16 protein-coding genes are annotated in these 21,398 nt (G+C 62.7%); 9 read left to right on the forward strand and 7 right to left on the reverse strand.

All coding sequences use genetic code 11. The features are described from left to right. The first annotated feature begins 244 nt into the window (after nucleotides 1-244). Genes X566_RS15675 through X566_RS15690 form a run of 4 tightly spaced genes read left to right on the forward strand, consistent with a single transcriptional unit; the run spans nucleotide 245 to nucleotide 3,289 of the window. On the forward strand, nucleotides 245-466 hold the full coding sequence (locus X566_RS15675) for a hemin uptake protein HemP (protein ID WP_034469751.1): 222 nt from the start codon (nucleotides 245-247) through the stop codon (nucleotides 464-466). Continuing rightward, complete coding sequence (locus tag X566_RS15680) at nucleotides 463-1,398, forward strand: hemin ABC transporter substrate-binding protein (RefSeq protein WP_034469194.1); 936 nt, start codon at nucleotides 463-465, stop codon at nucleotides 1,396-1,398. Before X566_RS15675 ends, X566_RS15680 begins: the two co-directional genes overlap by 4 nt. Continuing rightward, complete coding sequence (locus X566_RS15685) at nucleotides 1,395-2,492, forward strand: iron ABC transporter permease (RefSeq protein WP_034469198.1); 1,098 nt, start codon at nucleotides 1,395-1,397, stop codon at nucleotides 2,490-2,492. Before X566_RS15680 ends, X566_RS15685 begins: the two co-directional genes overlap by 4 nt. Further along, nucleotides 2,489-3,289, forward strand: a complete 801-nt coding sequence (locus X566_RS15690) for a heme ABC transporter ATP-binding protein (RefSeq protein WP_034469201.1) — start codon at nucleotides 2,489-2,491, stop codon at nucleotides 3,287-3,289. Before X566_RS15685 ends, X566_RS15690 begins: the two co-directional genes overlap by 4 nt. 16 nt (nucleotides 3,290-3,305) lie before the next feature. On the opposite strand, the gene X566_RS15695 is transcribed toward X566_RS15690, so the two are convergent. The 4 genes from X566_RS15695 to X566_RS15710 all read right to left on the reverse strand — a co-directional run bounded on the left by X566_RS15695 (nucleotide 3,306) and on the right by X566_RS15710 (nucleotide 9,653). Continuing rightward, nucleotides 3,306-3,638 (reverse strand): hypothetical protein, encoded by a 333-nt coding sequence (locus X566_RS15695; RefSeq protein WP_244434803.1) that lies wholly within the window; start codon nucleotides 3,636-3,638, stop codon nucleotides 3,306-3,308. Nucleotides 3,639-3,732: 94 nt separating this feature from the next. Next, nucleotides 3,733-5,814, reverse strand: coding sequence for a 3-hydroxyacyl-CoA dehydrogenase NAD-binding domain-containing protein (locus X566_RS15700; RefSeq protein WP_409337834.1), 2,082 nt, complete (start codon nucleotides 5,812-5,814; stop codon nucleotides 3,733-3,735). A 176-nt stretch (nucleotides 5,815-5,990) separates the two neighbouring features. Beyond that, nucleotides 5,991-8,585, reverse strand: coding sequence for a TRAP transporter permease (locus X566_RS15705; RefSeq protein WP_034469205.1), 2,595 nt, complete (start codon nucleotides 8,583-8,585; stop codon nucleotides 5,991-5,993). A gap of 87 nt (nucleotides 8,586-8,672) precedes the next feature. Further along, nucleotides 8,673-9,653, reverse strand: coding sequence for a TAXI family TRAP transporter solute-binding subunit (locus X566_RS15710; protein ID WP_034469207.1), 981 nt, complete (start codon nucleotides 9,651-9,653; stop codon nucleotides 8,673-8,675). 320 nt (nucleotides 9,654-9,973) lie between these two features. Between X566_RS15710 and X566_RS15715 the strand changes: the two genes are divergently transcribed. After that, on the forward strand, nucleotides 9,974-11,449 hold the full coding sequence (locus X566_RS15715) for a M81 family metallopeptidase (protein ID WP_034469208.1): 1,476 nt from the start codon (nucleotides 9,974-9,976) through the stop codon (nucleotides 11,447-11,449). Nucleotides 11,450-11,494: 45 nt separating this feature from the next. Here X566_RS15715 and X566_RS15720 read toward each other — a convergent pair whose 3' ends face one another. Further along, nucleotides 11,495-12,502 (reverse strand): tripartite tricarboxylate transporter substrate binding protein, encoded by a 1,008-nt coding sequence (locus X566_RS15720; RefSeq protein WP_034469209.1) that lies wholly within the window; start codon nucleotides 12,500-12,502, stop codon nucleotides 11,495-11,497. A gap of 14 nt (nucleotides 12,503-12,516) precedes the next feature. Next, nucleotides 12,517-13,872: an aspartate aminotransferase family protein gene (locus X566_RS15725; RefSeq protein ID WP_051444297.1), complete on the reverse strand. Its 1,356-nt coding sequence runs from the start codon at nucleotides 13,870-13,872 to the stop codon at nucleotides 12,517-12,519. Between the two features lie 356 nt (nucleotides 13,873-14,228). On the opposite strand from X566_RS15725, the gene X566_RS15730 reads away from it, so the two are divergent. Further along, nucleotides 14,229-15,932 (forward strand): ABC transporter substrate-binding protein, encoded by a 1,704-nt coding sequence (locus X566_RS15730; protein WP_034469210.1) that lies wholly within the window; start codon nucleotides 14,229-14,231, stop codon nucleotides 15,930-15,932. 185 nt (nucleotides 15,933-16,117) lie between these two features. Continuing rightward, nucleotides 16,118-17,302, forward strand: coding sequence for an iron-containing alcohol dehydrogenase (locus X566_RS15735; protein ID WP_051444237.1), 1,185 nt, complete (start codon nucleotides 16,118-16,120; stop codon nucleotides 17,300-17,302). 59 nt (nucleotides 17,303-17,361) lie between these two features. Here the strand turns inward: X566_RS15735 and X566_RS15740 are convergent, their stop codons facing one another. Next, on the reverse strand, nucleotides 17,362-18,105 hold the full coding sequence (locus tag X566_RS15740) for a VOC family protein (protein WP_034469212.1): 744 nt from the start codon (nucleotides 18,103-18,105) through the stop codon (nucleotides 17,362-17,364). A 204-nt stretch (nucleotides 18,106-18,309) separates the two neighbouring features. Between X566_RS15740 and X566_RS15745 the strand changes: the two genes are divergently transcribed. Then, nucleotides 18,310-19,782 (forward strand): amidase, encoded by a 1,473-nt coding sequence (locus X566_RS15745; protein WP_034469214.1) that lies wholly within the window; start codon nucleotides 18,310-18,312, stop codon nucleotides 19,780-19,782. Nucleotides 19,783-19,826: 44 nt separating this feature from the next. Continuing rightward, on the forward strand, nucleotides 19,827-21,350 hold the full coding sequence (locus tag X566_RS15750) for an amidohydrolase family protein (RefSeq protein WP_034469217.1): 1,524 nt from the start codon (nucleotides 19,827-19,829) through the stop codon (nucleotides 21,348-21,350). The last annotated feature ends 48 nt before the right edge of the window (nucleotides 21,351-21,398 follow it).

Below are 21,398 nucleotides of genomic sequence, written 5' to 3' on the forward strand. Positions count from 1 at the left end.
CAAGCCGTCGTCTTTAAAGCCGTCTTTTCAACTGGCCGCGGCTGGCGGGCGGCCACACGAGGTGGCGCTTGCTGGCTAACGGATGCGTCTCCCCGGACGCATAACCAATCAAGGTCTTGGTACTTGGCAGGCCTCGCGAAATCAACCGAACGGAACCGACATTAAAACGATTGTAAAGTGGAAGGCTTGGAGTTGGCGCAGAGGGAAACCTATAAAGACCACGATGCTTCTCTCTCCGGACATGATGAGCTTGAGCCAGACATCTTCACACGGCGCACCGGCGAGCAGTACCGATGGCGGCAATGCAGCATCGGCCGGAAACGACAGCCGGGCCGTGCCGTTGCGCGGCAATCGTTTCGACAGCCGCGATATTTTCCAGGCGACTCGCGAAATCATTATCGCTCACGGCGAGGAGACCTACCGGCTTCGCCTGACCGCGCAAAACAAGCTGATCCTGACCAAATGAACGCGATGCGCATACCCTTCTGCCTCAGTGCGGCCGCCGTCGCTCTTGCGGGATTGCTGACGGGCGCCCCCATGCAGGCCAGCGAATTGCGTCATGCCGAGGCGCAGCGGATTGTTGCCGTCGGCGGCGCCATCACCGAGATCGTTTATGCGCTTGGTCTGGAGGACCGGCTGGTCGGCATCGACTCGACCAGCCTTTACCCGCAGCAGGCCCTCAAGCAGAAGGCCAACGTCGGCTACATGCGTCAGCTCTCGGCGGAAGGGGTACTCGGCCTCAACCCGGACCTGATTATCGCCACCGAAGGCGCCGGGCCGAAGGAAACGCTTTCGGTGCTCGCGGCAACGAAGGTACCGATCGTCACGGTACCCGAAACCTTTTCTGAAGATGGAATCCTCGAGCGTATCCGGCTGGTCGCGAGTGAGCTCGGCGCCGAGACGCGGGGAGCCTGCCTCACCCAAGCGGTCGAAAGAGACCTCACCGCGATGCGCAAACTGCGCGAGACCGTCAAGGACAAGCGGCGGGTGATGTTCGTCATGTCGCTCGTCAACGGCCGCGCCATCGTCGCGGGACACAAGACGGCAGCCGACGAAATCATTGCGCTCGCTGGCGGGACCAATGCAATCGACGGCTATGACGGCTACAAGCCGCTCAGCGAGGAGGCGATCGTCGCAGCCAAGCCCGACGCGATCCTGGTGATGCAGCGCGGTACCGATGCCGTCACCTCCGAGATGATCTTCTCCAATGCCGCATTCGCGCTGACACCCGCTGCGAAGGACAAAACATTCATCGCCATGGACGGCCTTTACCTGCTCGGTTTCGGCCCGCGCACCGCCGCAGCGGCGCGCGATCTCGCAGCCGCCCTCTATCCGGCGGTTGCCGGACAAGACACCATGGGCAAGCCGACCATCCTGTCCGTGAACTGCCGGCAATGAGTGCCGCCGAGATTTCCGTGTCTGCTTCCAGCCCCCATACCGCTGCGGCCAAACGCCGCCCCAAAGCCTTTGCCGTGTTCGCAGCGCTGCTGGCGCTGCTCGTCTGCACGGCTCTGCTTGCGGCGACGCTCGGTGCAGCCGGCATCCCGCTCGAGCGCCTATGGCCGGCGCTGGGCTTCGGCGGCGCCAAGGATCCCGCGACCTTCGCCCGAGACCAGCTCGTACTGTGGTCGATTCGCATTCCGCGGATCGCGATCGCGGCGATGATCGGCGCCCTGCTCGCAGTTGCCGGCACCGTCATGCAGGGTCTGTTTCGAAATCCGCTGGCCGACCCGGCCCTGGTCGGCGTATCCAGCGGCGGCGCCTTCGCGGCCGCCTTCACCATCGTCATCCTCGACAGCATGATCGCACCGAACGCCGCCGCCAATGCGTTCGAGCTGCTGCCGCTGGCCGCCTTCGCAGGTTCGTTGATCACGACGCTGCTGCTGTACAAAATCGCCAGCCGTGATGGGCGCACCTCGGTCGCGATGTTCCTGTTGTCGGGTCTCGCCATCGCCGCACTCGCCAATGCCGCCATCGGCCTCCTGATCTTCATGGCGGACGACCGTCAGCTTCGTGACATCTCCTTCTGGTTGCTCGGTTCGCTCGGCGGCGCCACCTGGTCCAAAGCCGCCCTGCTGGCGCCATTCGTCATCATTGCTGGCTTGGTCATGCCGTTCATCGCCCGCGGGTTGGACGTGCTGGTGCTCGGCGAGCAGGAGGCGTTCTACAGCGGCATTAATGTCGAGCGGCTGAAGATGATCAGCATTGTCCTCGTCTCGGCCATGACCGGCGCGGCGGTGGCGATCTGCGGGGTGATCGGCTTCGTCGGCATCGTCGTGCCGCATCTGCTGCGACTCGCCATCGGACCCGGCCATCGCCTGCTCCTGCCCGCCTCGGCGTTGTTTGGCGCGGCGTTGATGGTGTTCGCCGATACGTTTGCCCGCGTGCTGGCGGCGCCTGCCGAAATCCCGGTCGGCATTCTGACCGCGACCATCGGCGCACCGTTCTTCCTCTACATGCTGCTGCGGCAGCGTGCTCTGGTCGGCTCATGAGCCCGGCAATCGAAGTCTCCTCCGCCGGAATGACGATCCGTGGGGCGACGCTGCTGGACGGCATCGACTTCAGCGCGGCTCCCGGTGAGACCGTCGCCATCGTCGGCCCGAACGGCGCCGGAAAGTCCACGCTGCTGCGCATCCTGTCCGGCGACCTATTGCCGACACGCGGAACAGTGCGGATCAAGGGGGCCGAACTGCGCTCGTACGCGCCGGACAAGCTGGCAGCCCATCGCGCGGTGCTGTCTCAGCATGTGACCATCTCCTTTCCGTTTACGGTGGAGGAAGTCGTGCGGATGGGCGCAGGCGAAATCCCTCGCGCCAAAGCGCAGCCGCTTGTGGAGGCGATGCTGAGCGAGATTGACCTCAATGCGTTGCGCCATCGCGAACTGCCAACGCTATCAGGTGGCGAACAGCAGCGTGCGCATTTTGCCCGCGTCCTGCTCCAGCTTGCTGTCGGTGAGGCAAAGCACGGTCCCGGCGTGCTCCTCTTGGACGAGCCGACGTCGAGCCTCGACCTCCGTTACCAGATCAACCTTGTCGAGCTCGGCAAGCGGCGGGCAAAGGCCGGAACGGCCGTCATCGCCATTTTGCACGATCTCAATTTGGCATCGCGCTTCGCCGATCGGATCGTCGTGCTCAGCAAAGGAAGGATCGCGGCGTCGGGTACACCGCGCGAAACGATCACCAGTGCAATGCTGCGCGACGTTTTTGAGGTCGAGACGACCATCGGCCTGATCGGTGACCTGCCTCATGTGCTGCCACAAATCATGCAGCCTGCAAGCGGGCGCCTCTGAGGGACATCACGCCACGCTATTTCTTCGCGGGCTCCTTCTGGTCCTTTTGCCCAACCGGCTCTTTCTTCTCGCCGGCGGCCTTCAACAGGTCCAGTTCCTTGCGCATCGCGGTAACAAGCCCTTTCAGAGACTCGATCTCACGGTTCGCGGCGTCCAGTTTCTGCTGGGCGGCCAGCGACTGTTTCGTCAACGACTGCTGCAGAAAGTTGACGTTGCTCTGAAGGCAGCTCGTCCGCCGCTCCATGGTCTTTTCCGCCGTGCAGATTTCAATGCCCGGCACGTCCTGCGCATACGTGCAGGACGACCACACCACGACTGACAATGCGGGGACCACTTTCAGATATCGCACAACGCCCCCTTTCCTTCCGGCATACCTCAGGGCGAGAACATGCGAACCGCAAACATGTTCCGGTTCGCGATGTCATGCCCAGCCCGAGCGCCTCTCAGGCTCCCGGCTTGATGTCGGCAAATTTCTTGCCTTCCGCAACGATCTTCTCCAGAAGCGGCGACGGCTTGAACTGATCGCCCATCGTCGCCTGGAATTCCTTCATCTTTGCAAGCACCTTGTCGGCCCCGATCTGATCTCCGTAGTACATCAGCCCGCCGCGATAGTGCGGCCAGCCATAGCCGTAACGCCAGATCACATCAATGTCGGATGCGCGGATCGCCTTCTTGTCGGCGAGAATCTGCACACCTTCGTTGATCATCGGATAGAGGCAGCGTTCGAGGATCTCCTCGTCGGAGATCTTGCGGCCGTTGATGCCCTTTTTTGCCATAAAGTCCTTGATGATCTTCTCGGTCACGGGCGACGGCTTGGCATTGCGATTTTCGTCGTAATCGTAGTAACCGGCACCGGTCTTCTGCCCACGGCGATCCATCTCGCAGAGCACGTCACGCAATGTTTCGCCCTTCGAATTCTCCTTGACCCAGCCGATATCGAGCCCGGCAAGATCGCTCATGGCGAACGGTCCCATCGGGAAGCCGAACTCATACAGAACGCGGTCCACGTCCCACGGCATCGCACCCTCAAGCACGAGCTTCTGCGCCTCGACCTGACGCTGCCGCAAGATGCGATTGCCGACGAACCCAGGGCAGACCCCGACCAACGCCGCAACCTTATCGATCTTCTTGGCAAGCTTCATTGAGGTGGCGATCACCTCCTTCGAGGTGTGGTCCGCACGCACGATCTCAAGCAGCTTCATCACATTGGCAGGGGAGAAGAAGTGCAGCCCGATCACCGCCTCGGGACGTTTGGTCGCGGAGGCGATTTCGTCGATATTCAATCCCGACGTGTTGGTCGCGAGGATAGCGCCCGGCTTGCAGATCGCGTCCAGCTTGGCAAACACATCTTTCTTGATGTCCATCCGCTCAAACACCGCCTCGATCACGAGATCGACGTCCTTGAGACTGTTCATGTCCAGCGAGCCCGAGATCAGCTTCATCCGCTTCTCGACATCGTCCTGGGTCAGGCCGCCACGCTGGGCAGTGCGCTCATAATTCTTGCGGATCACCGACAGGCCGCGATCCAGCGCCTCCTGCTTAGTCTCGACGATCTTCACCGGGATGCCGACATTGGCGAAGTTCATGGCAATGCCGCCACCCATAGTGCCCGCGCCGATGATGCCGACCGTATTCACCGGAATCACCGGTGTCTCGTCGGGCACATCCGGAATCTTGGCAGCCTCGCGCTCGGCGAAGAAGGCATGGCGCATCGCGGGCGCCTGCGGTCCGGCATGTAACTCCTGTGACAGCTCGGTTTCACGCTTCAGGCCCTCTTCGAAAGACAGGCTTACGGCTGCCTCGACGCACTTGATGATGTTCTGTGGCGCGTTCATGTTGCGAAGCCGCCGCGCGTTTGCCTTCTTGAAGTTGGCGATCAGGTCCGGGTTCTTGCGGGCGGCCTCGACCTTGTCGGTCAGATCGCGAACCCGCTTGATCCCGCGTTTCTCGGCAACCACCTTCCGGGCAAACGCGATCGCCGTCTCGCGGAGCTTCTCCTCGGGCGCGAGCGCGTCGAAGATGCCGAGCTCAAGCGCCTCCTTCGCCGGCACATGGCGACCGGTGGTCATCATCTCCAGCGCCCGCTCAACGCCGACGATTCGCGGCAATGCCTGTGTGCCGCCGCCACCGGGCAGAATGCCGATGTTGACCTCGGGCAAACCGCAACGGGCCGAGGGCACAGCCACGCGATAGTGGCACATCATCGCAAATTCGAGACCGCCGCCGAGTGCGGTACCGTGCACCGCCGCGATGATCGGCTTGTTGGCGTTATCCATCATCGCTTGGAAGTCCTTCAAACCAGGCGGCTTGCGCGGACGGCCCATTTCGCGGATGTCCGCGCCGGCGATGAAGGTACGGCCATCGCAGCGCACGACAATCGCCTCGACCGTGGAATCGGCCAGCGCCTTGGTCACGGCTTCCTGCAATCCCTCGCGCACGTTCTGCGACAGCGCATTCACCGGCGGCGAATTGACCGAGATCACGGCAACGTTGCCGTCATTCGAAAGGTCGATCACGGAATTGATGGCCGCCATGGCGCGTCTCCTCGTTTTTGAAGCGGTTGTTGTTGCGGAGGACGGCCGCTACAGACAGCAGCGGCCGAGGTCGACAGCAATCTAGGCCATCGCCTCGCAAAGCGATAGCCGTTTCTGCCCTTGGCTGTTCCGCAGAACGAGACACGGTCAGAGGGACGGGCTTGCCTCTAGCTCGACGCAAGCACTGGTCTCGCATCATTCTCGCGGCGACGCCGTTGCAGCAACGCCAGTAACGCCAGCGCCAGCAGCGCGGGAATTGCGAACAGGAATGCGTTTGGCCGGTTTACGCTCGGAACGCTGAGTTGCTCGATCTTATCGCCGGGCTTGAGTTTCAACCGCGCAGCCTCCGATCCTGGCCGCACGGAGGAGATCACCGGTTGCAGCGATAGCCCGCTGACGCCAAGTCCGGCTGCCGCGAGCCGCGCCTGTGCGTCGGCCCCCGCGGCGAGTTGCAGCCGCACCGCCTTGCTCACGTCATCACCGGAAATATCGGTGGTCAGAATCTTGAGCCGCAGCGTGCCGCCATCCGGCGTCGCGTCGATCACCTTCGCGATGCTCGACGCCGGCAGGGTATCAAACGGCGCAACGATCATGTTCATCCAGAACTGCGGACGGAACAGCGTGAAGCAGATCAGGAACAGCAGCGCTGTTTCCCAGAGCCTGTTGCGCGCGAAGAACCAACCCTGCAAGGCAGCAACGAACGCCATCATCGCCAGCGCCCCGCTCCCGACCACGATCAGGAAATGCAGCGGCCCTTCGATGTCGATCATCAGCATCTCGGGATTGAAGATGAAGATGAACGGCAGCAGCAGCGTCCGCAGCTCATACCAGGTCCCCTGCCAGCCGACCTTCATCGGATCGGCACCGGCGATTGCAGCCGCCGCATAGGCCGCGAGTCCCACCGGCGGTGAAACGTCGGCCATCAGGCCGAAGTAGAAGACGAACATGTGCACGGCGATCAGCGGCACCGCCAGGTCATTTTCGGCGGCCAGCTCCACCACCACCGGTGCCATCAGCGTGGCAACCACCACGTAGCTCGCCGTGGTCGGCAGACCGGAGCCAAGAATGACGCAGATGGCCCCCACCAGGATCAGCATGATGACGATCGAGCCGCCGGACAGCGTCTCAACGATCTCCGTCATGACGAGACCGATGCCGGTCAGCGTCACCATGCCGACGAGGATGCCCGCCGTCGCGGTGGCAATGCCGACCGCAGTCATGTTGCGCGCGCCGACGGCAAGACCATCAACAAATTCGCGCCATCCGGTAACGAAGTGAGAACCAAGCTCACTCTCGCCGCGAAACAGCGCAGTCAGCGGGCGCTGCGTCAGAACCACGCCGCCCATGGCCGTCACGCCCCAGAAGGCGGCAAGCCCCGGCGACATCTCCTCAATCATCAAACACCAAACCAACACCACCACTGGAATGACGTAGTGCAACCCCGTGCGGGCGACCTCATAGAAATCCGGCACGGTGACAAATGCCTTGGTCGGATCGTCGGCGGCAAGATCCGGCGTTTTGGCGCGGTTGCGGATCAGCGCAACGTAAACGGCGACCACGACAGCCGAGGCGATCCAGCTCGCCGATTCACCGAACGCCGTCTTTGTCCAGCCGAGGCCGTAGTAGACGATACCGCTGAGGATGATGATCGCGCAGATCGTCATCAGGGCCTTGATCAACCCTTGGCTCAGCGTCCGCTTGCTCTTGCGCTCGATACCACTCATGCCCGCTTTGACCGCCTCGAGATCGACCAGATAAAACAGTGCGCCATAGGTCAGGATCGCCGGCAGAAAGGCGTGCTTGCAGACCTCTGCGTAGGTGATGCCGACATACTCCGCCATCAGGAAAGCGGCCGCGCCCATCACCGGCGGCATCAGCTGGCCGTTCACGCCCGCCGCACACTCGATCGCGCCGGCCTTGACCGGCGGATAGCCCACGCGCTTCATCAGCGGGATGGTGAAAGTTCCGGTGGTGACGACGTTGGCGACCGAGGAGCCTGAGATCAGTCCGGTCAAGCCGGACGATACCACAGCCGCCTTCGCCGGGCCGCCGCGAAACTTGCCGAGCAGTGCGAACGACAGCTGAATGAAATAGTTGCCAGCCCCTGCCTTATCCAGCAATGCACCGAACAGCACGAACAGGAAGATGAAATTGGTAGAGACGCCGAGTGCAACGCCGAACACCCCCTCCGATGTCAGCCAGAAATGCGAAGCCGCGCGCGACAACGAAGCGCCGCGATGCGCCATCAATCCAGGCAGATAAGGTCCCAGAAAGACGTACAGCAACGACAGGATGGCGATGATCGGCATCCATGGCCCTTCGGCACGGCGCGATGCCTCCAGCAGCAGCACCACGCCGACGACGGCAGCAAGGATGTCCCCCTGGGTCGGCAGACCGGGGCGGCCGGAAATCTCGCGGTAAAACACGACGAGGTACAGCACCGCCGCGATCCCCATCGCCGCCAACAGCCAGTCGAAGAGCGGAACGCGATCGCGCGGCGATGTTTTCAGCGCGGGATAGCAGGCAAATGCCAGCAGCAACGCGAAGCTCAGATGGAATGAGCGCGCCTCGGTGTCGCCGAAGATGCCGAAGCCCAGCATGTAAGGCAAAGGCGAGGCGTACCAGATCTGGAACAGCGACCATGCGATCGCCACAGCATAGATCAGCTTGCCGGCAAACCCCGATGGCGTGCGGGCCCCGGTATCGGCTTCCGCGACCAGCGCCTGTAGATCGACATTGGCTGGGGCAGCATTGGCAGCCATCGTCTCACCCCCGTTTGGAATCCATTCCCGTATGGAAGGCTGGCGCGAAGCGCGGCTGCGCCTCGCACCGGCTGCTTGGATTGTCGCCTACTTGATCCAGCCCTTCTCCTTGTAGAATTTCTCGGCGCCGGGATGCAGTGGCGCCGACAAACCGTCCTTGACCATCTTGGCGGGCTCGAGATTAGCAAAAGCCGGGTGCAGCTTCTTGAACTCCTCGAAGTTGTCGAAGGTCGCCTTGACGACGTTGTAGACCACCTCGTCCGGCACCTTCGCCGAGGTGACGAGGGTCGCCAGCACGCCATAGGTCTCGGTCGGATTCGGATTGTTGGAATACATGCCACCGGGGATCGTCGCCTTCGCGTAGTAGCTATTCTCCTTGAGCAGCTTGTCCACCGCCGGTCCAGTGAGCGGCACGAGCTTGGCGCCACAGGTGGTGGTCGGGTCCTGGATGTTGGCGCTCGGATGGCCGACGCCATAGAAGAAGCCATCGATCTTGTTGTCGCATAGCGCGGGGCCATGCTCGTCGGCCTTCAATTCGCTCGCCAGCGAAAAGTCCGCCAGCTTCCAGCCCATCTCCTTCAGCAGTTCCTCCATCGAGGTCCGGGTGCCGGAGCCGGGATTGCCGACATTGAAGCGTTTGCCCTTGAAGTCCTCGAACTTGGTGACATTCGCTTCCTTGCGGGAGAGCACCGTGAACGGCTCGGGATGCACCGAAAACACCGCGCGCAGGTCGCCGTAGGGGCCGCCATCCTTGAACGACTTTTCGCCTTTCAGGGCCTGATACTGGGTATCCGACTGGGTCATGCCGAAGTCGAGCTCGCCGCCGCGGATGGTGTTGATGTTGAAGGCCGAGCCGCCAGTGGACTCGACCGAACAGCGAATGCCATGCGTCTTGCGATCCTTGTTCACCAGGCGGCAGATCGCACCGCCGACGGCATAATAGACACCCGTCACCCCGCCGGTTCCGACAGTGACGAACCGTTGGGCCTGCGCGTGCGCCGGAGCGCTCGCAAACACGGCAGCCGTACCGGCCGCAGCCAACGCCATGGTCAACAGCTTCGATGTCATCTCCCACTCCTTACCTGTGACCCGCCGATCTCGGCGGCCTGATTGTGATTTCCGTTATCCCCAAGGAGGCCCTGCCCCGTGTCACGGCTCACGCCGCCTTGATCTCTCATCTCTCCCGCAGCGCTGATCGCGCCAGGTCGTATCTCAACCGCAATGAATGGTTCCACCAGACGGATCGGCTAGCAAGTCGCATGCCGCAGGCGTTCCAGCCATGCTGGACCGGTGTTGCAATTTGCTCGGTTAGGATATCAAACACCCCCGACAACGCACTCTGCGAACTTGCATTCTGCATTCCTACTGTGGATTAAAGAACCTCGCCAATGGTCGAACCTCGCCGCCGCCTCGCCGTCGCCCGCTTCTGGTATGAGGGCAATTCCTTCAGCCCGGCACTCGCCGATCGCGCCGCTTTCGAGCGCCGCGAATGGAACAAGGGTCAGGAGGCGCTGGACCGCGCTGCTGAGGAAAGCGAGCTGCGAGCCGTGATCGAGTTCAAGGCGAAGCACCCGGACTGGGACGTCACCGTGTTCCGTTGCGCCTCAGCCTCCCCGGCCGGTCAGATCGACGACGAGATCTTCACGGCATTTCTGGAGGAGACCGTCGCCGATCTCACGGGCAAGACGTTCGACGCCATCTACCTGTCCCTGCACGGAGCCGGCGTAACCACCACGCGCGAAGATCCGGAGATCGATCTCCTGCGGGCCATCCGCAACGTTCAGCCGGACGTGCCGATCGGCGCAAGCTTCGACATCCACGGCAACCTTGCAAACGCGCTGGCGCAATACCTGACCACGGCTAGTGTGTACCGCACCTACCCGCACATCGACATGCGCGAGACGGCCTGGCGTGTGCTGGACGTGCTGGAGCGCACGGTCGCAGGCCAGGTGAGGCCGGTCTGCCGTATCCTCAACGAGGGGCTGCTGCTGCCGAGCTTCAACATGCGCACCAAGGAAGGACCGATGCGGGACCTGGAGGAGTTTACCGCGAACCTGCGCAAGGATCCGGCCGTGCTGGAAGCCACCCTGTTCGGCGGCTTCCCGTTTGCCAACACGCCCGGCACTGGCGGCTGCGCCCTGGTGGTGACCGACGGCGACGCAGCCAAGGCCGACGCCCTTGCCCGCACCATCCATGACGAGATGAAACGGCGACAGCCGGACTTCATGATCTCACTGCCAAGCGCTGCGGACGGCATCGCGCGGGCGCTCACCTCGAACAAGCCGGGCCTGCTTGCCATCACCGATCCTGGCGACAATCCCTACTCCGGCGGCATCAACGATACCCCGGAGATGTTGCGCGCCCTGGTTGCGGCCAAACCCACGCGACATGTGGTGTTTGCGGCGATCACCGATCCCGATGTGGTGGCAATGGCACGCAAGGCCGGTGTCGGCGGCACGCTGACAGGCATCGAGCTTGGCGGCAAAATGATGAAAGATTATGGCCCGCCCGTGCAGCTCGACGCCGAGGTCGTCAAGCTAACCGACGGCGTCTACCGCAACATTGGCCCGATGGAGACGGGTATCGAACTGCGCTGCGGCAACAGCGCGGTCCTCAAGAGCGGCAACATCAGCATCATCGTCACTGAATTCGTGACGCCCGCCAATGATCCGGCGTTCTTTCACCTGCACGGCATCGACATCGAAAAGGAGCGCTTGCTGTGCGTGAAGGCCAAGAACCACTTCCGCGCCGCATTCGACTCCCTCTGCACGGAGATCATCGACATCGACGCGCCGGGACCGGCATGCCTCGACATGAATATGCTGCCGTTCATTCCGGACCTGAAGGCCAGAATTCCGAACTAGGCCAATGGCCGTCCTCGCTATCGCCAAGGACGGCCACAGGCACGTCTACTCCGGCTTCAGGCCCGCGAACTCGATCGCCTTCTTCCACTTGACGTTTTCGTCGGCGATCAGTTTCGCCATATCCTCCGGCGAACCGCCAACCGGATCGGCGCCGAGCTTGCGCATGCGAGCGATCATGTCCGGGTCAGCCATGTACTGGTTCACGCTCTTGTTGACGCGGGTGATGATGTCGGCGGGCGTCTTCGCGGGAGCCGCGATCGTGAACCAGGACGACGCCTCGTAGCCCGGCACGCCGGCTTCGGCCACCGTCGGGACGTCCGGCAACTCCGGCCAGCGCTTGGCTGTGGTGACGGCCAGGGCGCGCAGCTTGCCACCTTCGACGAACGGCTGCACCGCCGGCAGATTGTCCAGCGACATGTCCACGCGACCACCCATGACGTCGGTCAGGGCCGGCGACGAGCCGCGATATGGAACGTGCACGAGATCGATGCCGGCCATCGATTTCAGAAGTTCAGTCGCCACATGGCCGGTCGAGCCGTTGCCCGGCGTCGCAAATGACAGCTTACCCGGATTGGCCTTGGCCAGCGCGATGAATTCCTGCAGCGTCTTCGCCTTCACGTCCGGATTGACCGAGATCAGGTTCGGCACGCGGGCGATGACGATCACCGGAGCGAGGTCCTTCGCGCCGTCGAACGGCTGGCTCTTATAGATGTACTGGTTGATGACATGCGGGCCCGGCGTGCCGATGACGAAGGTGTAGCCATCCGGATCCGCCTTGGCGACGCTGTCGGCGCCAATATTGCCCCCCGCCCCGGTCTTGTTCTCGACGATGAACTGCTGGCCGTATTCTTCCGAAAGCTTTTGCGCGATCAGCCGGCCGAGAATGTCGGTCGTACCGCCGGCGGAGAACGGAACCACCACCTTCACCACCCGGGTCGGCCATTGGGTCTGCGCACGCGCAGTGCCGATGAGCGGCAGCGATAGCGCAGCCGCCCCCGCCGCGAGCACGGAACGGCGGGTCGGCGCGACCTCGGATTTGACATCAGAACGCATGATACTCTCCTAGACTACTCCGCGCGGGAGGCGCGCAGACTCAAGGCGTCTGTAGCAAACAACGCCGCCCGCCGCTTGAGAAATCGGTCGAACGCGCCGACAAAGCTATCGCAGGCCTCGTCGCCGATTTCGAGCGATAGTGCGGCCATCCCGCGCCTTGCCAAATAAATGCCTTGTTCCAGCAGGTCGAAGAACATCAGTTCCTTGATGCGCTGATCCTGACCGGCAAGGTCCGCGTTGGAGCGAACCGGCCCCTCGGTGCCGTGCAGCGTAAACAGCGAGCCGATGCCGGTGACGCACAGCGGCGCCCGGTGCTCGCGGCACATCGCCTGCAGCCGCCGCCGCAACGCCTCACCTCGTGCGTTGACCGCATCCAGCGCCTCCTGCGTGACCACTTGGGTCATCGCAGCAATACCTGCCGACATGGTGATGACGTTGTTGTTGAAGGTGCCTGCATGGCCGAGCGCACCGGGCAGACGCGGATCGAAGCGCTGCATCAGATCGGCGCGACCGCCAAATGCGCCGAACGACATGCCGCCGGCGACATATTTGCCGAGCGTCATCAGATCCGGCGTGATGTTAAAGCGCGTTTGCAAGCCGCCCGGCGCAAGTCGCGAGGTCATCACCTCATCGAACACCAACAGCGCGCCAATCCGCTGTGTCTCTCGGCGGAGCGTATCCAGGAAGTCCTGCTCGGCCGGAATACAGCCGCCTGACCCCTGCATCGGCTCGACGATCACGGCGGCAAGTTCATCGGCGTGCTGCGCGATCAGCTTCGCCGCCATCTCCGCGTCATTGTAGGGCGCGAATATCCAGTCGAAGGGTACGTTGACCGGATTGACGGCATCCTTGAACACGAACACTGAGCCGTGATAGCCGCCATCGAACGCCATGATCTTCTTGCGGCCGGTGGCGATGCGCGCCAGCGTCAACGCTAGCAAGGTCGCCTCGGTGCCGGAGTTGGTGAAACGCAGCAACTCCATCGCCGGGAATCGCTGGCTGACAAGCTGGGCGAACTCCGCCTCCAGCCGCGTGTGCCCTGAGAGACTGAGGCCGCCTGCAACCGCCATCTTGATCGCATCCCCGATCGCCGGATTGGAGTGACCTGCAAGGCCTGCGGTATACTCGCCCATGAAATCGTAATAGCGATGGCCATCGGCATCCCACACCCGGCAACCCTCGCCACGCACGATCGTCAGTGGAAACGGCTCGTGAAACAGCACGGTGCGCGTATTGCCTCCGGGCATGACCTCGACGGCCTTTTGATACTGCGCCGCGCTCGCAGGATTGCGGGCTACAAAATCGGCGCGGGCCTGTTTGACGGCGTCATCGAGGGCGGCGTCGGAGATCAGGTTCTCGGCGAGGCTCATGGCGTTGTCCTTCTTGTGCCCGCCGAGGATGCAATGAACGGTTTTGCGTCGCAAGAGCGCTGCGCCCACTGCTTGCGACAACCTGCTGCACGCCATAGGGCCACGCACGCATCCGCTTCGCCGCAACCAACACCGCATGAGCGATAAATAACGGTGAGGACGCTGCGCATGTTTCGCTCTGCGAGACTAACGACGCCCAATCAAGCAGGACGTCTTTGCTTCGAAGCGATCGCCACGCGATTTTGCTCGCATTCGGTCATCGGGTGGTATTCACCTGCACCGAAGACGCGCTAATCTGCGGCAAGCGCCACACGCCGAAGTGGCTCACCGAACAATGCAAGGGTGGAGGAACTCGTATGTCTCAGGGGTTTGGTCGATGGTTAAAGGTCGGTGCGCTGGGGATCGCGCTTGCGCTATCGAGCCAAGCGTCTGCGCAAACCGCCGAGAAGCCGCAATATGGCGGTACGCTCGAAGTCTCTACTATCTTCGCCACCCTGTCGGCTCTCAGCTTCGATCACAAGGATTGGCCCTGGAAGATCAATCACGATGCCGGCACGATCTACGAACAGCTGCTGGTCGCCGACCTTTCGAAGAGCAAGAAGAATGGCGGCCCACACTCGTTCACCGCCGACTCGTGGTTGCCGAACGACGCCGTCAAGGGCGAGTTGGCGGAAAGCTGGACCATCCAGGACAATCCGCTGGCGATCGTCTTCAAGCTCAAGAAGGGCATCATGTTCCAGGCCAAGCCTGGCGTGATGGAAGCGCGCGAGCTGACCGCGGACGACGTCGTGTTCAGTTATTATTATCGTTACAACAGCCCGCGGCGCCTCGAAGGTCTGTTCGACGAAGTTACCAAGGTTGAGGCGCTCGACAAACACACCGTCGCCTTCTACCTCAACAAGTACATGGCCGACTGGCCTTACCGCATCGGCTACGGACACAACTCCTCGATTATGCCGAAGGAAGTGGCGGATGCGGGCGCCTCCGACTGGAAGAATGCCACCGGCACCGGCCCCTTCATGCTGGAGAACTACGTCTCCGGCAACGCGCACACCTACGTCAAGAACCAGAATTACTGGGACAAGGAGAAGATCGGCGATACGGAGTACAAGCTGCCGTTCATCGACAAGATCGTCTATCGCATCATCAAGGATGACTCGACGCGGATGACCGCGTTCCGCACCGGCAAGCTCGACATCATGGAGGTCGTGCGCTGGGAGGAGCAAGAGGCACTGAAGAAGGCCAATCCGGCCATCAAATTCAACAACTGGGTCTCCTCCTACGCGACCATGCTGGTGCTGCGCACCGATACCAAGCCGTTCGATGACATCCGTGTGCGGCGCGCGCTGAACATGGCGATCAACAAGGAGGAGATCGTCAAGTCATTCTACAACGGCAATGCCGAACTGTTCGCCTACCCGATGCATCCGGACTTCATCGGCTATTATGAACCGCTGAGCGCGATGCCGGATTCGGTGAAGGAGCTGTTCACCTACAATCCGGACAAGGCCAAGAAGCTGCTTGCCGAAGCCGGCTATCCGAATGGCTTCAGCTTCAAGGTCCAGGTTTCCTCCGGCAGCCCCGTGTTGATGGACCTGCTGCCGCTGATGGCCGCCTATCTGGAGCAGGTCGGCGTCAAGATCGAGATCCAGCCGATGGAATACACCTCGTTCCTTTCGGTGATGACCACCAAGACGAATGCTCCGGGCTATCTCATGCAAATCGGCCACACCACGCCGCTGCTGGCGTTGCGCAAGAACTTCGTCACCGGCCAACGCTGGAATCCGTCCATGTGGTCCGACCCGGAGTTCGACAAGAAGATGGATGCCGTCGATCAAGAACGCGACGAAGAGAAACGCCAAGTCATGGTCCGCGAGCTGACCCGCGAGATTCTCGATAAGGCCCCGCACATCTGGATGCCGACGGCCAAGGCCGCAACCGCCTGGTGGCCCTGGGTGAAGAACTACAATGGCGAACTAACCGCAGGCGCCGTTCGTCCTGGACCAATCTACTCGCGCTTGTGGATCGACCAGGAGCTGAAGAAGAAGATGGGCTACTGAGCCTGCTTCGCTCCAGACCCGTGAACGCCCGGCATAGGCCGGGCGTTTCTCTTTAGCCGCACGAGGCATGACAAGGCCGGCTACGAGGCTGGCTGCTGGGCAAGGCTGCCGTTGCATCCCGCAGTCTGGTTGCCGCCGCCGGTTTGTTGCATCATGCGTATCGGCCAACGAAGAAGGAAACGCCCATGTCCGACACCGCCGCTTCGCTCAATCCCGGGACCCAGCGCAACTTCCTGCAGGAGCGTGTCGTACATGGCCGGCCCGCGGCCGAGGTGATCGTCGAGGAAGCCGCTAAGCTCGGCAAGTCGCGCGTCTTCCTCACCACCAGCGGCTCGCTCGCCGGCGACAACGCCCTCCCCGGCGAAATCGGCCGCGCCCTCGGCAACAAATTCGCCGGTCTCTATTCCGGCATCACCGCGCACACGCCGCGGCAGTGTGTGATCGATGGCGCCGCGGCTGCGCGCGTGGCCAACGCCGATCTGCTGGTCGCTGTCGGCGGCGGCTCTGTGGTCGATGCGACCAAGGCCATGCTGCTGTGCCTGTGGCACAATTTGACCGAGACCAAAGACATGGACCCATACCGCGGTGGCCGGCAGGGCGATCCGAGTCACTATCCGGCGGACGCTGCGGGCCGGATCCGCATGCTGGCGGTGCCGACCATGTTCTCGGCAGCCGAGTTCACCTGGTATGCTGGCGTCACTGAGCCTGCGCGGCTGGTGAAAGAGTCGTTCGCCAACCCATTGTTCGTTCCGCAAGTGGTGGTGCTCGATCCGGCGGCAACCCTCGCCTCGCCGATTCCGAACCTGCTTGCGACGGGCATGAAGGCGATCGATCATGCGGTGGAGCGGCTATGTGCGCCGAATGCCCCGCCGCTGGCCGACGCTGCGTCGACTTCGGCGCTGAAACTGCTCTACACGTCGTTGCCGCAGCTCGGCGGTGCGCACGACGATCTGAAGCTGCGAATGGACTGCCAGTTCGGCATGTGGCTGTCCATCTTTGGCGGGACCAGCGGCGTACCGGTCGGAGCCAGCCACGCGATCGGCCATGTGATCGGCGGCTATGGCGTCCCGCACGGTCACACGACCGGCGTCTGCCTGCCGTCGGTGCTGCGCTGGAACTATGACGCGAACGCCGAACGACAGGCCCATGCCGGCGCCGTGATTGGTGTTTCCGGCGACAAACTCGCCGATGCAGTGCTCGCTTTCGCCACCAAGCTCGGCGTGCCGACGCGGCTCCGCGATGTCGGCATAAAGCGCGACCAGCTCGGTGATATCGCCGAGAAATCGCTGCGCGATCCGCCGATGAAGACCAACCCAAAGCCAGTGACGTCGGCCGCACAGATCATGGAGATTCTCGAACTGGCGTGGTGAGCCCTTATCGGCATCATTTTATCCAAAGCGGGCACCACCTTTTAGGATCGTACCTGCGCTCACGCCGCAATCAGCAGCGGCGCGCCGTGCGACAGGCGGATATCCAGCACGATCGCCGCCGGCCCGCGCAGCACCAGCGACATCGGCCCCTCGCCGCGGCGACCGATGTGCTCCTGGGCAGCAGCGTCGCCGACCAGCATGATCACGGTCTCGCCAATCGTGACGCGAGCACCGCCTCCATCCTCCGTGACGGCCTGCGGACCGGCAAGCGCGGCATAGCGCGCAGCGCTCGCAGCAACATCCCGGCATGCCACTGTGACCGACGCGATGCCTGTCGCGCCGTTGGCGTGGCTGCGCATCTCGCCCTCCGGAACGCGCAGGCTCCGCGGCGTAACATCGCCACACCAGAACGGCAGATCCGTGGTCTTCGGCCGAACGATTTGCCAGTCGAGCCGTGCGCCATCCGGCCTCAGCCGTCCGCCAGCGATCGGACCATCAAGATCGAGGCCACGGCCCCTCGCCGCCGCGACATCACGCGCCGTATCGCCCGGCAAAAGCGCAAAGTCGACGAAACCTTCGCCGCCCTTCGATAGCACCTGCCACCAGCGAACCTCCGGCGCGGCTTGTCGATAGGCAATCAGCTCGAAATAGGCGCCGTCCGCGAACACCACCAAGGCATTGTGCGACACGCCGCCATGATGCACCCCGCCCGGATAAACCGTGAAGCCGAGCGCCCGATAATCGGCAGCCGCTGCGTCGAGGTCCGCGACAGCGATCACCATGTGGTCCAGCACAAATCCCATTATAATCCCGGTTATCCGACGCTCGACACTGATCGTTGATGCTTTGACGTGGTCTCCGGCCTTGCGACAAGCGTAAGAACCGCGCATCATCAAAGCCTGTTTGGCATGATCTGCTCCGAAAGCGGAAAGTCCGCTCTGCGGGATCATGTCCGATCATCCAATCAAAAGCCACCGCGGACAAGCGGGATATCGGGGAGATACGCCGTGTCAGCATCACCTTGGGCCTTCAAAAGCGCATCCGAGATCGTGGCCGCCTTGGCCGACCGGACCGTCTCTGCCGTCGAATTGACGCAGGACGTCATCAACCGCATCGAGAAGCACGACAACGACATCAATGCGATCTGTGTCCGCGACTTCTCGCGTGCGATGGATGCAGCACGCGCCGCCGACGCGGCCCGAGCTCGCGGGGTATCCCGGCCATTGCTAGGCATCCCGATGACCATCAAGGAATCCTACAATCTTGCCGGCACGCCGACGACGTGGGGGTTCGTGGCCCAGAAGAACTTCGTTGCGGCCGATGACGCCCTGGCCGTCCAGCGCGTGAAGAACGCCGGCGCTGTGATTGTCGGCAAAACCAACGTGCCGGTCGGCCTCGGCGACTGGCAGAGCTACAACCCGATCTATGGTGTCACGAAGAACCCCTACGACACAACCCGCACACCCGGCGGCTCCTCCGGCGGGTCATCGGCGGCGCTTGCTGCCGGCTACGGTCCGCTCTCGCTCGGCTCCGACATCGGCGGCTCACTGCGCGTTCCCGCACACTATTGCGGCGTTTGCGCCCACAAGCCGACCCTGGCGCTGGTTCCCTCGCGCGGCCATACCCCGCCGCCATTCCCGCCGCTGCCTGTCGATCGCGACCTCGCCGTGGTCGGCCCCATGGCACGCACCGCCAGTGACCTCGCGTTGCTGCTCGACGTCATCGCCGGCCCCGACGAGATGGAGAGCGGCGTCGGCTACCGGCTCGCGCTGCCGCCGCCACGGCATCTCAGCCTGCAGACGTTCCGTATCCTGGTGCTCGATACGCATCCGCTGCTGCCGACAGATTCGAGCGTCCGCACAGCAATCGACACCCTCGCTGGGAATCTCACCAAAAGCGGCGCGACCGTCCAGCGTCAGAGCAGCCTACTACCGGATCTGGCAGGAGCCGCGCGACTGTACATGCACTTGCTGCTTTCGTTCCTGGCCGTCAGCTTCCCGTCCGAAACCGTCGCCCGCGCCGCTGAAAACGCCGCCAAGCTCGATCCGAAAGATACGAGCCTTGCTGCCGAACGGCTGCGCGGCATCGTACTCAGTCACCGCGAATGGGTGGCCGCCGATGGCGCCCGCTTCGCACACCGTGCGCAGTGGCGCGCGCTGTTCAAGGAGTTCGATGCGGTGATCTGCCCGATCATGCCGACGGCCGCCTATCCCCACGACCATTCGCCGGATCAAGGCTCTCGCATCCTGCTCATCGATGGCAAACCATATCCCTATTCGGATCAATTGGTATGGCCGGGCGTTGCGACCATGCCCGGCCTGCCGGCAACCGCGATTCCGATCGGAACTTCGCCGGGGGGCCTGCCGATCGGCGCGCAGATCATCGGACCATGGCTTGAGGATCGCACCACCCTCAAGCTCGCCGAACTGATCGAGATGGCGTTTGGAGGTTTCGTACCGCCGAAGGCCTTTGCCGATTAATACCGCAATGGTGTTCGGATGCGGATGAATTCAGGGAGGCGCACATGGGTTTTCTGACCGAACAGGAAATTGCTGAGCTGAACCCTTCCGAGCTGTTACCGCATGCAACGCCGATCCCGACTCAGATCGTCTCCAGCGATGAGTACACGCCGCCACCGCAGAGTGCGCAGCAGCAGGAGGTCGAGGCGCGTCTGTTGGCCATGGCCGACGATCTCGGCCGCAAGCAAGGGCTCAGCCGACGGCAGTTCTTTCAGAGCGCTGCCGGGATGGCCGCGGGCTTCGTCGCATTGAACGATACCTTCGGCGCCGTCTTCGATGCGAGCCGCGCCGAGGCAGCAACACCAGAACTGGCACAGCAGCGCGCCGAGGCGCTGAAAGACCAGTTCATCATGGATATGCACACGCATTTCCTGCGCGACGACACCCGGCTCGAGAATTTCGTTCGTTCGCGCGAGGCGGTCGGCAAAGCCGGCTGGAATCCAGCGCTGGTCGACAAGCCGCAGACGCTCGATGATCTCAAGTTCAACAACTACTTCAAGGAAATCTATCTCGATAGCGACACCAAAATCGCGCTGATCTCCTCGTCACCATCGGAAATCCCGCGCGACTGGTTTCTCACCAACGAGATGATGATCGAGGCCCGCGACAAGGTGAACAAAGAGGCCGGCGCCCGGCGCATGTTCGCGCATGCGATCTTCACGCCGGGCTGGGATGGCTGGCTCGATCACCTGGAAGGCTCGCTGGAGCGCAAACCGGAATCGATCAAAGGCTACACGGTCGGCGACAACACCAACAAGGACCAGGCGAAACACCCCTGGCGCATGGACGACGAGAAAGTCACCTATAAGGCCTACGAGCTGTGCGTGAAGCACGGCATCAAGAACGTCTGCGTACACAAGGGCCTATTCCCGGAGGCGACCGCCAGACGCTGGCCACACCTGCTCGCCTACGCCAAGGTCGATGACGTCGGCAAGGCCGCGAAGGACTGGCCGCAGCTCAATTTCATCATCTATCACGGCGGTTATCGCCATGCCGGAGGCGGCACAGCGGACGCGGGCTGGCGCGAATTCGAACAGACCGGCCGAGTATCATGGGTCACCGATCTCGCCGAGATTCCGGAAAAGTTTGGCGTCAGCAACGTCTATGCCGATGTCGGCCAGCTGTTCGCGCAAAGCGTGGTCGCGGCTCCCCGCCTCAGCGCCGCGCTGATGGGTATCCTTGGCAAAGGGCTCGGCTACGAGCGCGTCGTCTGGGGCACCGACGCTGTGTGGACTGGCTCGCCGCAGTGGCAGATCGAGGCGCTACGCCGGTTGGAAATCCCGGAAGACATGCAGAAGACACACGGCTTCAAGCCGCTGGGAGCGGCCGATGGACCAGTCAAGAGCATGATCTTCGGCGATACCAACGCCAGGCTCTACAACATCGACAAGAGCAGGCGCACCGACATCGGCCCGGATCGCGACCGCTTCGCGCGGCTGAAGGATGAGTACGAGAAGCGCGGCCCGGCCCGAAGTAACCTGCGCTACGGCTACGTGCGCGGACCCGTCGACTGGTCCGCATTTGCCTGAACCTCGCCAAGGCTAGGCTTTCGTCGACGTCATCCGGGCCGAGCGGTT

Source organism: Afipia sp. P52-10 (assembly GCF_000516555.1).
In the GTDB taxonomy this organism is placed as follows: Bacteria; Pseudomonadota; Alphaproteobacteria; order Rhizobiales; family Xanthobacteraceae; genus P52-10.

Bases quoted from the DNA above. Each gene is read 5' to 3' on its own strand.
- X566_RS15675 (WP_034469751.1), top strand. From the start codon at position 245: ATGAGCTTGAGCCAGACATCTTCACACGGCGCACCGGCGAGCAGTACC.
- X566_RS15680 (WP_034469194.1), top strand. From the start codon at position 463: ATGAACGCGATGCGCATACCCTTCTGCCTCAGTGCGGCCGCCGTCGCT.
- X566_RS15685 (WP_034469198.1), top strand. From the start codon at position 1,395: ATGAGTGCCGCCGAGATTTCCGTGTCTGCTTCCAGCCCCCATACCGCT.
- X566_RS15690 (WP_034469201.1), top strand. From the start codon at position 2,489: ATGAGCCCGGCAATCGAAGTCTCCTCCGCCGGAATGACGATCCGTGGG.
- X566_RS15705 (WP_034469205.1), bottom strand. From the start codon at position 8,585: ATGGCTGCCAATGCTGCCCCAGCCAATGTCGATCTACAGGCGCTGGTC.
- X566_RS15710 (WP_034469207.1), bottom strand. From the start codon at position 9,653: ATGACATCGAAGCTGTTGACCATGGCGTTGGCTGCGGCCGGTACGGCT.
- X566_RS15715 (WP_034469208.1), top strand. From the start codon at position 9,974: ATGGTCGAACCTCGCCGCCGCCTCGCCGTCGCCCGCTTCTGGTATGAG.
- X566_RS15720 (WP_034469209.1), bottom strand. From the start codon at position 12,502: ATGCGTTCTGATGTCAAATCCGAGGTCGCGCCGACCCGCCGTTCCGTG.
- X566_RS15725 (WP_051444297.1), bottom strand. From the start codon at position 13,872: ATGAGCCTCGCCGAGAACCTGATCTCCGACGCCGCCCTCGATGACGCC.
- X566_RS15730 (WP_034469210.1), top strand. From the start codon at position 14,229: ATGTCTCAGGGGTTTGGTCGATGGTTAAAGGTCGGTGCGCTGGGGATC.
- X566_RS15735 (WP_051444237.1), top strand. From the start codon at position 16,118: ATGTCCGACACCGCCGCTTCGCTCAATCCCGGGACCCAGCGCAACTTC.
- X566_RS15740 (WP_034469212.1), bottom strand. From the start codon at position 18,105: ATGGGATTTGTGCTGGACCACATGGTGATCGCTGTCGCGGACCTCGAC.
- X566_RS15750 (WP_034469217.1), top strand. From the start codon at position 19,827: ATGGGTTTTCTGACCGAACAGGAAATTGCTGAGCTGAACCCTTCCGAG.